Source organism: Pseudoalteromonas sp. 23_GOM-1509m, assembly GCF_000518425.1.
Lineage (GTDB): Bacteria > Pseudomonadota > Gammaproteobacteria > Enterobacterales > Alteromonadaceae > Pseudoalteromonas > Pseudoalteromonas tetraodonis.
Genome location: NZ_JADO01000021.1, coordinates 55595 through 70475 on the forward strand (window position 1 = coordinate 55595; position 14881 = coordinate 70475).

12 protein-coding genes are annotated in these 14881 nt (G+C 41.3%); 8 read left to right on the forward strand and 4 right to left on the reverse strand.

Annotation, left to right across the window (positions count from 1 at the left end; genetic code table 11):
- Positions 1–131 precede the first annotated feature (131 nt).
- The 8 genes from cyaY (at position 132) to add (ending at position 9857) form a co-directional block, all read left to right on the forward strand.
- A complete protein-coding gene (gene cyaY / locus N523_RS0109220) occupies positions 132–455 on the forward strand; it encodes an iron donor protein CyaY (RefSeq protein ID WP_013463729.1) in 324 nt (107 codons plus the stop codon).
- On the forward strand, positions 452–1108 hold the full coding sequence (locus N523_RS0109225; protein WP_028834865.1) for an alpha/beta hydrolase: 657 nt from the start codon (positions 452–454) through the stop codon (positions 1106–1108). Before cyaY ends, N523_RS0109225 begins: the two co-directional genes overlap by 4 nt.
- A gap of 23 nt (positions 1109–1131) precedes the next feature.
- Positions 1132–2037 (forward strand): DUF2914 domain-containing protein, encoded by a 906-nt coding sequence (locus N523_RS0109230; RefSeq protein ID WP_028834864.1) that lies wholly within the window; start codon positions 1132–1134, stop codon positions 2035–2037.
- A gap of 71 nt (positions 2038–2108) precedes the next feature.
- Positions 2109–3047 (forward strand): hydroxymethylbilane synthase, encoded by a 939-nt coding sequence (gene hemC, locus N523_RS0109235; RefSeq protein WP_028834863.1) that lies wholly within the window; start codon positions 2109–2111, stop codon positions 3045–3047.
- A complete protein-coding gene (locus N523_RS0109240; protein WP_028834862.1) occupies positions 3047–4888 on the forward strand; it encodes a uroporphyrinogen-III synthase in 1842 nt (613 codons plus the stop codon). The genes hemC and N523_RS0109240 overlap by 1 nt, the downstream gene beginning before the upstream one ends.
- Positions 4885–5994, forward strand: coding sequence for a heme biosynthesis HemY N-terminal domain-containing protein (locus N523_RS0109245; protein ID WP_028834861.1), 1110 nt, complete (start codon positions 4885–4887; stop codon positions 5992–5994). Before N523_RS0109240 ends, N523_RS0109245 begins: the two co-directional genes overlap by 4 nt.
- A 48-nt stretch (positions 5995–6042) precedes the next feature.
- Positions 6043–8733 (forward strand): ATP-binding protein, encoded by a 2691-nt coding sequence (locus N523_RS0109250; protein ID WP_028834860.1) that lies wholly within the window; start codon positions 6043–6045, stop codon positions 8731–8733.
- Between the two features lie 122 nt (positions 8734–8855).
- Entirely contained in the window at positions 8856–9857 is a 1002-nt protein-coding gene (add, locus tag N523_RS0109255; RefSeq protein ID WP_028834859.1) for an adenosine deaminase, read from the forward strand.
- 47 nt (positions 9858–9904) lie between these two features.
- On the opposite strand, the gene N523_RS0109260 is transcribed toward add, so the two are convergent.
- From N523_RS0109260 to N523_RS0109275, 4 genes are all read right to left on the reverse strand, one after another.
- On the reverse strand, positions 9905–10318 hold the full coding sequence (locus N523_RS0109260) for a CBS domain-containing protein (RefSeq protein WP_013463737.1): 414 nt from the start codon (positions 10316–10318) through the stop codon (positions 9905–9907).
- Between the two features lie 171 nt (positions 10319–10489).
- The gene (fre, locus tag N523_RS0109265; RefSeq protein WP_013463738.1) at positions 10490–11203 is read right to left on the reverse strand and encodes an NAD(P)H-flavin reductase; all 714 of its coding nucleotides are present in this window, start codon (positions 11201–11203) and stop codon (positions 10490–10492) included.
- An 86-nt stretch (positions 11204–11289) separates the two neighbouring features.
- Positions 11290–12756, reverse strand: a complete 1467-nt coding sequence (gene ubiD / locus N523_RS0109270) for a 4-hydroxy-3-polyprenylbenzoate decarboxylase (RefSeq protein ID WP_028834858.1) — start codon at positions 12754–12756, stop codon at positions 11290–11292.
- A 71-nt stretch (positions 12757–12827) separates the two neighbouring features.
- Complete coding sequence (locus N523_RS0109275; RefSeq protein ID WP_028834857.1) at positions 12828–14858, reverse strand: methyl-accepting chemotaxis protein; 2031 nt, start codon at positions 14856–14858, stop codon at positions 12828–12830.
- Positions 14859–14881: the final 23 nt, after the last annotated feature.

Below are 14881 nucleotides of genomic sequence, written 5' to 3' on the forward strand. Positions count from 1 at the left end.
TGGCTTTATAATCGCAGAGTAACAGAATATCTAAAAAATGCAGCTATTCGCGGATGATTTTATTCCTGTTACACTAGCTGTACAAACATGCACCCATTATTTAGGCGTCTTGCCTGCAAAGGAAATTAACGATGACTGATCACGAATATCACCAGTTAGCAGAAGCTCTTATGTTCACAATTGAAGAACAAGTTGATGATTGTGAAGCAGATTTAGATTATGAATCGGCTCAAGGTATTTTAGAAATTATTTTTCCAGATCGCAGTAAAATTGTGATTAATAAGCAAGCACCGTTGCATCAAGTGTGGGTGGCAACAAAATTTAACGGTCACCATTTTGAAATGCGTGATGGTCAATGGATTGATAACCGCTCAGGCGCAGAGTTTTGGAGTTTCATCAATGAAGCGTCAACACGTCAAGCGGGTCAAGAAATTAAGTGGCAATCATCGCTATGAGTTTAGAGTTTGTTCAATACCCAGCTCAGGGAACGCATAAAGCCACGGTTATTTGGCTACATGGTTTGGGTGATTCAGGTGATGGTTTTGCCCCAGTAGCGCCACAGCTCGATTTACCCAGTGAACTAGGTGTGCGTTTTGTATTTCCGCATGCGCCTATGCAGGCTGTTACTATTAACGGCGGTATGCAGATGCGCTCATGGTATGACATTAAATCGATGGATTTAGACAAACGTGCAGATGAACTAGGGGTTAGGGAGTCTGCAGCAAAAGTTGAGCAATTAATAACGCAAGAAATTGCTAACGGCATACCGGCGAACAAAATTATTTTAGCGGGATTTTCACAAGGTGGCGTCATATCGCTACATTTAGCCCCGCGTTTAGAGCAAAAGCTTGCTGGCGTTATGGCACTATCAACCTATATGTGTGTGCCACATAAATTGGCTGATGAAGCAAAGCAAACACAGCTAAATATATTTATGGCTCATGGGAGCCAAGATGACGTTGTACCGCATAGCGCGGGTAGAAGTGCGTTTGAAGTATTATCAACGCATGACATGGATGTGAGTTGGCAAGAATACCCTATGGGGCATCAGGTTTGTACACAAGAGTTACAAGCTGTGCGCCAATGGTTAATTTCTCGCTTAAGTTAGTTTAGGAGCCGCTGAGGGTCAAAATGAGTCAAAAAATAGTAATAACAGCAAATGTAAAACGTGAACCACAGGTTAGCGAACCCAGCGTGAGCTATGAGTGGCATTGGCGTCGGATTGTGAGTATTTCTATGTTGGTGATTATGACCTCTGCAGCGGTTATTTACGGCCTGTCTAGCGCTGTGAATGCTGATCAAGGGGCGCCGCATCCTAATGAGCAGCTCGATTCTACTGAGCAACAAACAGCAATTGTGTCGTTAAGCGATGATACTGCAGCATCAGCAGAGAGTGAAAACGCAACAGATGCTGATGAGGAGCTGCTGAGCAGTGTCGCAATTGCAGCACCTAAAATCCTTTCCCCAGATGAGCAAAAACCAGCTCCTATTACCGAACAAGTAACATCAGAGCCTGAAGTTCAACAAAGTATTATTGAGCAAGAAGTAGAGCCAACGATCACTGCTGAGCCTGAAGAAGCAGCCATGGCTGCAACAGATAACCAAACGCCTGAAACCGAAACGGCCAGTGAAAAACCGGCTGAGCAAAAAGTATTTGCTGAATCAGCACAAGTTGCGAGTGTGGCCATTGGTGCCAAAATAGATACAGCTACTATTAGCCGCGCCGTATTGACGCGCAGTGTGAGTAATCGTGAACCAACCAATGTATTTGCCGCCGATGTGCGTTTAAGCCAATTTGAAGAATCATTGTCATTTTTTAGTGAGCTTAAAAACTTACAAGGTCAGCAGGTAAAGCACATTTGGTTATTTGAAGGGGAAGTGATGGCGGAAGTGTCGCTCAAAGTTACTTCTCCGCGCTACCGAACTTACTCAACTAAAAATATTATGGATTCCCAGCTAGGGAATTGGCGCGTTGATGTGGTTGATGAACGAGGCTTACTCATTGCGCAAAAAGAATTTAGAATTTTAGCTGATTAAATCGCCCTCAGATAGAACAGGTTTTAATCCTGGAAGGTCAACAGACCCCAGTAATTATTAATGGATATTTTATGACTGAAAAAACAAAGTTAGTTCGCATTGCTACTCGTAAAAGTGCATTGGCACTGTGGCAGGCTGAATTTGTAAAAGCGCAGCTAGAGCATTTTCACGATGACGTGCGTGTAGAGCTGGTGCCTATGTCGACTCAAGGTGACATTATTTTAGATACACCACTGGCTAAAATTGGTGGTAAAGGCTTATTTGTAAAAGAACTAGAACAAGCCATGCTTGATGGGCGAGCAGACATTGCAGTGCATTCAATGAAAGACGTGCCAGTCGAATTTCCAGATGATTTAGAGTTACATGTTATTTGTGAGCGTGAAGACCCGCGTGACGCGTTTGTATCAAATAATTTTGCCAATATTGATGCGTTACCGCAAGGCGCCATTGTTGGCACCTCAAGTTTACGTCGCCAATGCCAAATTAGAGCGTTGCGTCCAGATTTAGAAATTCGTGACTTACGTGGCAATGTAAATACACGTTTAGCAAAGCTTGATAGTGGTCAATACGATGCGATTATACTCGCAGCGGCTGGGCTAATTCGTTTAGAAATGGGTGAACGTATTCGTGACTTTATTGAGCCAGAAGTGTCGTTACCTGCTAATGGCCAAGGTGCTGTCGGTATTGAATGCCGTATAAATGATGAAGTCACTAAAGCCTTATTAGCACCGCTGGAGCACAGTGAAACTCGTATTCGTGTTAATGCCGAGCGCGCAATGAACCGCCACTTAGAAGGGGGCTGCCAAGTTCCGATTGGTGCTTATGCATTGGTTGATGGTGAGCAAGTGCATTTACGTGGTTTAGTTGGGGCGATTGATGGCAGCGAAATTTTACGCGATGAAATTAGTGGGCATGTTGATGATGCGGAAAAATTAGGAATTGAGCTGGCTAAAAAACTCTTAGCACAAGGCGCAGATAAAATCCTTGCTGACGTATATCGAGACGCATAATGAAACACATCTTGATAACTCGGCCCGAAGGAAAAGGCGCAGCCCTTGCACAGCAACTTGAGCAAGCGGGTTATCAAGCGTCTTTGTGTCCTGTTCTAAAAATAACGTATTTAACCCCAACCAGCGTTGAGCTAAGCCCGTTGGTTAATGCCGACAAAATTATTTTTGTTTCGCAAGATGCAGTACATGCACTGAGTGCCCTTAAGCCTGCAATTAACACCAAAGCGCAGTTTTATGGTGTTGGCCAACAAACAGCCGACACCATTTATGAAGTATTTGGTGTACGTGCGGCTCTGCCAAAACAACATGACTCTGAGGGGTTGCTGGCGCTTAAGTCATTGGCTGAGGTTGATGGCAGTAATATCGTGTTGGTTAAAGGCATTGGTGGGCGGCCTGAGATAGCAAAAATCTTAAAACAACGCGGTGCTTTTTTAAATAATTGTGTGGTGTATCAGCGTGAGCCGGTAGCGCAACAACCCGCTGACTGGATAGACCACTGGCAAAGCCAGAATGTACACGGTATAGTCATTACTAGTAATGCCGCCGTTGATGCCATTTTTAATACCCTTACCGCGGCGCAACTAACATGGTTACAACAGTGCGAATTTTATGTTGCCAGTGAGCGTATTGGCGATTATTTACAACAGCAAAAAATAAATTCGACACATATACATACTGCGGCAGGGGCTAGCGACCACGCTATGTTTGCCTGCATTAATCAGCAAGGTAGCAAAATGAGTGAACAGTCAGCGACGTCAAAAGTAGAAAAAGCAGCAGCGCAACCAATAGCCAATAACACGTCTAATACCGCTAAAAACGACACTGCAAAAGCCAATAATCAAACGCAAAATAATACCCATAAAGTGAGTAAGGTGGGCAGTTTAGCGTTGGTGATTTCGTTACTTGTTGCTAGTGGCGTGGGTTATGAGTTTTATCAAAAGCTCAATGCCGGTAAAGTGCAAAATTTAGCGGTTAATGCATTAACAGAGCAAAATAAGATATTGCAGCAAGAGCTGCAAGCGCTTAAGTCTGAGCAACTCAGTCTACAGCAAGCGTTACAAAAGAGCGAAGAGCAAATTGCTATGGCGCTCAATGAAAACTCTGTAAAAAATCAGCAAGCATTAAAAGCAGCACTGCAAAAAGTGCAGCAAAGTGGTAACACATTAAACCCACAAGAAGTGACTAGCTTACAACGCATGGCTGAATTTAAATTGTGGGCTGAACAAGATTACCAAGGCACAAGTGCAGTGCTTAAACGTTTAGATTCACTTTTAAGCGACCACCCAGGCACGCTTGAGTTGCGCCAAGCAATTATACAAGACATACAAACGCTCGATAGCATTAAACCCGTTGCAACAGAGGCGATTTACTTACAGTTAAATAGTGTAAGAGATCGTATCGATAACTTGGTATTTAATGCGGTTAATTTGCCAGAAGAAGCGTCAGTAACTGACGAAAACGCGCTCTCTGAAAATATGAGTGATTGGCAGCAAAACATCCGAAATAGCTGGAATAAAATAGTTGATAGCTTTATTACAATTCGCCATCACGAAGGGGTATTAATAGAGCCGCTATTAACTGATAGAGAGCGCCACCTGATTAATCAGCGCATAAAGCTCAATATTACTCAGGCGCAAGATGCGCTAATGAGCAAGCAAGCCAGCATCTATTTTAGCGCCTTAAACGACACAAAACGTTTGGTTAATGAATACTTTAAGCAAGATGATAATGCCACAAAAGTGGTACTACAAACTTTAGTAAACCTTGAAAAAGAGCCGCTTAACTTTAACCCTGAGGTGACATTGCAAAGTACTGAGCAAGTTAAGGAGTGGGCACAATGATAGGGTTGATCATTTTTATTGTCGCTATTGTATTGGTATTAGCGATCACTCCTTTCGTGTTAGATGAAAAAGGCTATGTGCTGATTTCATTTAATAACACCACCATAGAAGGTACGATTGTTTCGTTTTGTATTATGGCGGCACTGAGCGCAGCGGCTTTGTATTTAACTTATAAACTCGTACGCTACTGTTTATCTATTTACAGAAATACCAAACATGGATTTTTTGCTCGCAGCCAAGAGCGCAAGCATGCAGCTATAGAGCAAGCACTGTGGAGCTTGATTAATGACGATTATGCGCAAGTGGAAAGCGCGTTATCAAGTAACAGTGTGCCAGCTAAATTTTTAGACATACGTTTGGCGTTACTAGCAAAAGCTGCACTGGCAAATAATCAACCCGATAAGGCGCTGGAATACTTGTTTGAAATAAGCCCTGAGCAGCAACTAAAAGTGGCTAAACTATGGTTAGCCAGTGGCGACAGCAGTGTTATTGAACCGCAAATACGGATGGCGGCTGAATCTAAAAAAGCCACTGTACTTGAGCTTAAACTGTACACTGAAGTGTTGGTGCAACAGCAGCACTTTAAAATATTAGAAGACTTTTTACCGCGCTTATTACGTAAAGATGCATTGAGCGATAAGCAGTGGCAGCAGGTGTTTTTAGCTTATTTTGCTGCTCAAGCGAGTGATGAGCTAACCAGTAAGTACCAGCAATTAGGTAAGAAATTGCAAGCACATGCGCACACTGCGTACTTAACTCAAATGGCAAAAACAGGGCAGTTGGCGAGTATTGAAAACGAGTTAATTAAAATGCTCAAACACGCTAAGCACCACACTGAGCTTGCCGACATTTTACGTGAAGCTGCGCCAAGTAATGCTTACAAGCTGCAATCAAGCATACAAGAACGGTTGAAAAAAGATGAGCACAATAACGCGTTATTATTAGCGCTGGCGTGTTTAGCGAATGCCCAAGGTGATTATGATTTAGCTGCACGAGTATTCGACAAAGCGCTTAATAGCGATAACAAATCACAGTATCGACAACAAGCTATACTAAGCTATAAACACAGCGCACAATTAGATAAGGCGCTTGTGCTCTATCAATAATGGATTATATTTTATAAATCAATAATTAAAAGCGCAGGAGCGAAGGCTATGAAAAATGTGTTTACACTCTCTTTTAGTCTTGCATGCGCTTATTTTTTTACCGGTTATCTTAGTAATTTATTACTCGCAGTAGACGGTTATGCCGTGGCTTCTTGGCCACCTGCAGGCATTGCACTAGCCAGTTTTTTATTATGGCGCCATCGCGCTTACTTAGGCATTATTGCTGGTTCTTTACTGATTAATTTAATTCATTTAGACCATGTTACAGATATTTTAAACTGGCAAATTTTGTTACATGCAGTGGGCCTCAGCGGCGCTGCTTTTTTGCAAGCATGGCTTGGCGCGCAAATAATTACAAAAGTAATAAAAGCCCCTCTAGACCTTTCATCGTTAAAATTAAGTATTCAAAGCTTAGTAATTGCAGGTCCTGTCTGCTGTGTTATAGGCGCTATTGCTGGCACGAGTTTATTAGTATTTAACCAGATCATCCCTGCTGCGAATGCGCTGGATAATTTTATTACTTGGTGGATAGGTGACAGCATTGGCGTATTAATTTTTACCCCATTGCTATTAGCTGTATTTCACTATTCTGAAATGCGCCATCGACTACAAGTTATTGTTCCTGCATTACTTATTTATGCGATTATTAGTATTAGTTTTTATGGTGCAGCGAGTGTAAAAAAACAAAAAGACACTCAAAAGCAAGAAACGAAAGTGCTTGCGACTCAAAGCGCGATAAATCAAAAGTTAGATGAGATCATTGCACATCTATCTTTATTAAGTGGTTTTTTAGCAAATAGTGAAGACGTTAGTTTTAGTGAGTTTACGCAGTTTACAGCTAAACAATTAAGCTACAGTGAAGAAATACTTGCTTTTAAATGGGTTCCTGCGATTACTGATGATTCTCGTGCCGAGTATCAATCATGGATTGAGCAAGTTGATAGCGAAAACCCGTTTATCAAACAAAAATCAGCGAATGGGCAATGGCAAAAAGCCCCCTATCGAGAGCTCTATTACCCCGTAAAATATATAAACCCACTTAGGGGAATGAAAGATATTGTTGGGTTTGATTTAGGTTCAAACGAGCAAGTACGCACAGCACTCACTAAATCTAAAGTACTTAATGAATTGGTGATCAGTGAACCGACAGCACTGCTACCGAATAACGAAGAATTAAGTGTATTTTTTATGTATCCCGTTTTTGGAAATGTGGTAACAGAAGGCGATTTTAAAGGATTTGTTGTTGCCGTAGTTAGCTTAGCTAAACTTTCTAAGTCGCTGTCGTTTGACTCTAATGAGCGTATTGCGATTAGTTTTTTTGATATTAATAATGCTGAAAAACAGCAGGCACTTTATATTGCAGAGCATCATTCTATGGTGTTACTAAAAAAATATCAGTTGCTAATTGGTCAGCGAATGTGGCGCGTTGAGCTGCATCAACCCGTTTTAAAATCATCGTGGTTCATATACTGGCTAGCGCAAATAGTGGGTATGTTATTTGTGTGGTTGTTGATTATATTTTTGATCTCTGTGACGGCTACCAATATTCGGATTCGCGAACAAGTGGCAAAGCAAACACTCACGCTACGCCAAGAAAAACAAAAGGCCGATGAAGCCAATGCTATAAAAAGTCAGTTTTTAGCCAACATGAGTCATGAAATACGCACGCCAATAAATGGCATAAAGGGTATGCACTATCTAGCGCTACAACAACAGGATTGGCAGCAAGCAAAAGGCTATATAGAGCAAGCTGATGGTGCTCTAAGTGTATTATTAAGAGTGTTAAACGATGTACTCGACTTTTCTAAAATGGAAGCCGGTAAACTTGAGTTAATGCAAGAGCCTGTGAACCTCAAACAATTAGCCGAGGACATCGTCGGTTTAATGCAATTTGAGGTGGAGAGTAAATCGCTTTCTTTAAAATTAGAGTATGACAGCGATGCGCATTTAACTCTCAATACCGATCCTATTCGTTTAAAGCAAATTCTGCTTAATTTATTAAATAATGCAGTAAAATTTACCGCAAAGGGCTGTATTACGTTAAAGATTTGGCAATCATCAAAAATGACATACTTTAGCGTTAACGATACCGGGATTGGCATTAGCTCTGCAGCTCAAAAACAGCTTTTTAAACCCTTTTCTCAAGCAGATAGCTCAACGTCGCGTCAGTACGGTGGTACTGGTTTAGGTTTGAGTATTTGTAAAAAATTGGTCGAATTGATGGGAGGGGCTATTGATTTAAAAAGCAGTGAGGGGCATGGATCTACGTTTACTTTTAGCTTACCAGTTCATTCATCGCTGCCAAAAGCCAAATACAGTGCTGATGCTTTATCAAAAATTGATGTGAGTAATATTTCTTTAGAAAAATATCAATTACTTATAGTGGAAGACAACCCATTAAACCAACATGTTGTAAGTGCTATTTTAGAAACTAAACACGGTATTGCTGATATCGCAAATGATGGCTTAGAAGCGATTGCGATGCTTAGCGAAAAAAACTACGATCTAGTATTAATGGATATTCAAATGCCGAATATGGATGGCTTACAAGCAACAAAAGTGATTCGTAATGAGTTAGGTTTTTTTGATTTACCTATTATTGGTTTATCCGCCAACGCTCACGAACAAGACGCTCAAAAAGCGATTACCTCTGGAATGGATAGCTATATGACCAAGCCTATTGAAGCTGATGAGCTATTTAAAACGCTTTGGTATTATTTATCTCGCTTAGATAAGTAACAGTTATTTTTGTACAAAAGGCAGACATAAGACCTCCAAGCGCCATTTTAAATATTCTACACTTGAAATATTACTGTACCTGCGTATCATTCGCGCAATTTTAACTCAACCGAGTAGCTACTATGATTAATAGAAAAATACCTTTGCTAGATATTCACCGTCACTTAGATGGGAATGTACGCGCGCAAACCATACTAGAACTTGGTCGTCAGTTTAATATAGCTTTACCAGCAGATAATGTTGAGGCACTTATTCCTCATGTTCAAGTTATTGATCCTGAGCCAAACCTAATGGCATTTTTACAAAAGCTTGATTGGGGGGTCACGGTACTGGGTGATTATGATGCTTGTAGACGAATTGCGATAGAAAACATTGAAGATGCACAAGCGCAAGGCCTTGATTACGTAGAACTACGTTTTAGCCCTTACTACATGGCACAAAGCCAAGGTTTACATCCTCAGGGCGTTGTTGAAGCCGTGGTTGATGGTATTAAAAGTGCAACAAAAGATGCTGATATTAAAGCAAACTTAATTGGTATTTTATCTCGTACTTACGGTGTTAAAACCTGTCAACACGAGCTGGATGCTTTACTTGCTTTTAAAAATGATTTGGTCGCGGTTGATTTAGCGGGTGACGAAATTGGTTACCCTGGTGAACTGTTTGTTGATCACTTTAAACAAGTACGCGATGCATATTTAGCGGTTACTGTGCATGCTGGCGAAGCATTGGGTGCTGCCAGTATTTGGCAAGCATTAAACGAGCTTGGCGCAAGCAGAATAGGGCATGGCGTTAAAGCGATTGAAGACTCAACGCTAATGGATTATTTACGTGATAACCGTATTGGTATTGAATCGTGCTTAACCAGTAATATTCAAACCAGCACAGTGAATGATTTAACTAAGCATCCGCTTAAACAGTTTTTAGATCATGGCATTTTGGCCAGCATTAATACCGATGATCCGGCTGTTGAAGGGATTGAAATTGAGTACGAATACGAAACTGCAGCGCCACAAGCTGGTTTATCGCAAGCTGATATGGAAAAAGCGCAAGCCAATGCACTTGAGATTGCGTATTTAAGTGATGCAGATAAACAGGCACTCAAAACCAAAGTCGCACAGCGTTAATCACCTGTACTATAAAAAAATGCCACTGTTTACAGTGGCATTTTTGTTTATATGTGAGTTTGACAGCTAACGTAATTATCATAAAGTGCTTTTAAAATATCGGCACGGCTGATCATGCCAACTACAACGTCACCATCAACCACAGGGTAATTCTTTGGCTTACCGGGTTGCATTTGTTCTGCTAATTCCATGATATTGGTATCACCGCTGACCGTCACAACTTCTGTTTGCATCAACTGCGATACTTTTACCATACCGTCACAAAAATAACTGCTTTGCATTAGGGGTTTAAGTAGCTCTTGCTCAGAGATAAAACCTACTAGCAACTTGTTATCGTCAAATACTGGGGCACCAAGCAATTTAAATTTTTGTAGTTCTGCAATGGCGGTCGTCATTTCTGTATTAGGGGTGATATGAGGCAACTTGTGTTGCATAAAATCTTTTACTTTTGTATTTAGCATTTAGGTTTCTCCCGCTGAATGTTCTATACAAAGTATGGTTTATAGATTGGATTTTAGGAAATTGTTTATGTTGATGAGTTTAATAGGTAATAACAATCATCGCAGCGGTAATGGCGGGCAATAAAAACAATTAAGGCACCCTAAGGTGCCTTAAAAATGATGCATTTGCTGTTATTTTATAAAAGCAAATGCATCCGCGTACATGTTTTCGCGAATGGCACCGTGGCTAATAAAGTCATCGCGCACTATGCCTATCATGTCAAAACGACCTGCCATGTAAATATCATAAGGTTCAAGCGAGATGATATCGTCCATTACCGCTTTATGCACATAACCAGTATGGCCAGTCCAGCTGTCAGTAGGATTTTCTACCACAGGAATAAATTCGAAGTGCTTATGACTATCTGCCCAAGCTTTCATTTCGCTGTGTGCATACAGCGCAGACTCTTCTTTAACACCCCAATAAAATAGCACTGGGCGCTGACAATTTATTTCAGCAAGGTGATCGGCCATTGATTTTGCGTAAGAGAAGCCTGTGCCGCCAGCAAGTAAAATAATGGGGCGCTCGCACTGCAAACGTAGTTGAGAAACACCTAAGCCCGCTTCAATAGTCACTGTTTGATTATTATTGTGGGCACTACGAAGGTGCTCTAGCGATTGCATAGCATATGAGTCAGCAACTGAAGCACCAATATGTAATTCTAAAGCATCCGTTTGTGAAGGACGGCTTGCAATTGAAAACGCACGTTTATCTTTTTCACCTAAAACCAATTGTAAATATTGGCCAGCTTCAAATGTGACGGGTTGCTGCGGCTTTAAAATAACTTTATGAACAAATTCTGTTAGTGGACTGATAGAAACAACGTCAGCGTGTAATGTTTGCATGTTTTACCTTAAATTAGCGGATACGCACTTTATTTGAGCAATAGTAGCATATCCGCAGGGTGAGTTTATAGCCTAGACCAAAGTCGTTAAAGAATACCTAGGCTATCCCAAAGTTCATCAACGCGATCTTTAGTGGCTTGATCCATAACAATAGGTTCGCCCCACTCACGGGTTGTTTCGCCAGGCCATTTGTTGGTTGCATCCATGCCCATTTTTGAACCAAGGCCAGAGACAGGCGATGCAAAGTCTAAATAGTCTATTGGCGTGTTTTCAATTAACGTGGTGTCGCGTGAAGGATCCATACGGGTAGTAATAGCCCATATTACATCGTTCCAATCTCGGGCGTTAATGTCATCGTCGCAGACAATAACAAATTTAGTGTACATAAACTGTCGTAGGAATGACCAAACCCCCATCATTACGCGCTTGGCGTGCCCGGGGTATTGTTTTTTCATGGTAACCACGGCCATACGGTACGAGCAGCCTTCTGGCGGTAAATAAAAATCAACGATTTCTGGAAACTGTTTTTGTAAAATTGGCACAAATACTTCGTTTAAAGCCACCCCTAAAATAGCTGGCTCATCAGGCGGACGACCCGTAAAGGTGCTGTGATAAATAGGGTCTTTACGATGAGTAATATGAGTGACTGTCATAACGGGAAAGTCATCGACTTCATTATAGTAACCCGTATGGTCGCCATAGGGGCCTTCAGGTGCCATTTCACCTGGCATAATATGCCCTTCAAGCACGATTTCTGCGCTGGCCGGTACTTGTAAATCATTCGAAATAGACTTAACCACTTCCGTTTTACTGCCACGCAATAAACCGGCAAAAGCATATTCGCTTAATGTATCGGGGACCGGAGTAACCGCCCCTAAAATTGTGGCAGGATCAGCCCCTAATGCCACTGATACCGGATACGGCTCACCAGGGTGTTCTTTGCACCACTCTTGAAAATCAAGCGCGCCACCACGATGAGATAACCAACGCATAATAATTTTATTTTTGCCAAGTAACTGCTGGCGATAAATCCCTAAATTTTGACGCTTTTTATAAGGCCCTTTGGTAACGGTTAAACCCCAAGTAATTAAAGGCGCAGCATCACCAGGCCAGCAATGCTGAATAGGAAGCTTGGTTAAATCAACATCGTTACCTTGTAAAATAACTTGTTGGCAGGGCGCTTTTTTTACTTCTTTGGCTGGCATATTAAGGACTTGCTTAAATACCGGAATTTGTCCAAGGGCTTCTTTAATGCCTTTCGGTGGCTCTGGCTCTTTTAAAAATGCCAATAACTTACCAACTTCTCGTAATTCACTGACATCTTCTTGGCCCATACCCATTGCTACACGCTTAGGTGTACCAAATAAGTTAGCTAGAACAGGCATGTCATACCCTTTCGGGTTTTCAAATAATAAAGCGGGGCCTTTAGCACGCAGTGTGCGATCGGCAATTTCGGTCATCTCAAGATACGGGTCGATTTCTTGGCTGATGCGTTTTAATTCGCCTCGTTTTTCAAGTAAATCGATAAAATCGCGTAGATCTTTGTATTTCATTGTGGGCCGTTACTTAGCAAAAAGTTAAAAGTATTATACCCAGTTCATGCAAGCCAAGTCATTACTTGCACTTAAAACTTAAAGCGCTCTACCGCACCTTTTAAAGAGTGTGCAAGTTGATTAACATCTTCACTTTCGCTTGCTAGGGTCGTCGCATTGTCGGCATTTAAGGTGGCATGATCGGTTACCTTAGCCATTATTTGTTGGATATCAGTGCTGTTTGCAAGTTGTTCATGCGATGCATGGGCAATGTCTTTGCTCATTGCATTGACCGATACTAACGTGCTTTTGATACGCTCAACGGCTGCATTTAGTTCAGTACTGTTTTCAACACAATGTTTGGCTTGTTGTTGACCATCATTTATTTCAGCTTGGGTAGACTGAGTATGTTGTTGTAGTGTGTTGATCATGGTGGTTATTTCGCTAGTGGAGCTTTGTGTTCGTGCTGCAAGCGAACGCACTTCATCAGCCACTACGGCAAATCCTCGACCATGTTCACCGGCTCTTGCTGCTTCAATGGCCGCATTAAGCGCTAGCAAATTGGTTTGCTCTGCAATACTGCTAATCGTATCAACAATAGCGCCAATCAGTTTGGTGTATTGTGCAAGCTCTTCGGTGCTGCTAACTGCTTTATCTAGGCGGCTTAAAAGAGATTCAATACTTTGGCTATTGTTGTTTGCAATGTCATTGACATCATTTGCAAACTGCGAGGCATTCGTTATTTCATTTGAGGTACTCTGCGCTTGTTCGTAAACGGCTTGTGAGCTTTGTAGCATACGTTGCGCTAATGAGGTTGCTTGTGCGCTGCGTTCCAGCTGTTGCTTAGCAACGATGGTCATTTGTTGCCCTTTTTCACTGGTTTGAATGGCTGAATTATCGAGTTCGTAGGCGTCGTTACTGATCCCTTTTATTAGGTGAGTTAAATCATCACAAAGCTTATTGGTATTATGCAGTAGGGTACCAAATTCGTCTTTACTTAGAGGATTACTACGCTGTGAAAAGTCACCTGAGGCTATGCGTGCGAGTTCTTTATTCACCTTTTTAAGTGGTTTTAGCATGGCGTTAGTAGTAAACACTGAAATAATAACCAGCAAAACAATTAAAACAAAAGCAATAATAATAACTAAGCTAGAGCCGGTATTGATTGCTGACTTAGCGCTCTCTTGCAGGGAGTCAAAGCGCGTGTCTGCAAGTTTATTAAGCTCAATTAGCTGATTTTCTATAATGATAAAAGCATGTTGAAAACTTTCAAACCGCTGATCAACCTTGTCTTTGCTATTGAGTACAGTGTTCTGCAATGCATACAGCCCATCAGGATTATTTAATAGGCTGCTTAAATCGTTAAACGCCGCTATTAACTCATTGGCGTTGAGCTTATTTGCAATAGGAGAGGCTTGTTGCTCTAAATAACTAAGATTAGATTGAATATTATCGAGTAAAAAAGAAGTGTCCTGTTGGTGGGCATTGATATCTTCAGAGGTGGTTACTTGCCCGATGCCTTTGACATTATTGTTTAGAGTAAATAATAAATCATCAATTCGAGTCGCTGTACCAAAGACTGCATTTAAAAGCGATTGCTGGTTGCCTGCTACGTTTATAAGCTCTATATCAAGTAATTGGTTACTCAGATCGCGAAGCTGTTCATTAAAGGTAACTGTCAGTGCTGCGGCGGTACTTTGCGCCTTAAAGCGTTGCTCTTTTGCTGCCAGCATGTCGTTGCTTATTGTATTTAGCTCAGTGAAGTCATTATGAATAGTAACAAGTAATGTTTGCATACTTTGTTGCTTGGCAACTTGCGCTTTTAGCGTCTCTAATTTATTAAAAAACTGTGTTTGCTCTGCGTGTGCTTGCTTTTTATTTTGCAGTAGTAAATCAAGTTTAGTTTGGCTGTAAGCAATGGCGTTAAATTTAGTAATTGAAAGTAGCGATAAACGCAGGTCTTTACTCGCTTGCTGTACCGGAACCGCTAGCGTTTCTATGCGCGAATTAGTGGTACTGATTTGATGGAGTGACCAGTAAAAAAATATGCAGCTGGTGAGCATTAACAGGCCAATAGCTGAAAAGGCTAAAATTATTTTATGTTTTATAGCGATAGAATGCATAACTTTATCAACAATATTAAGAC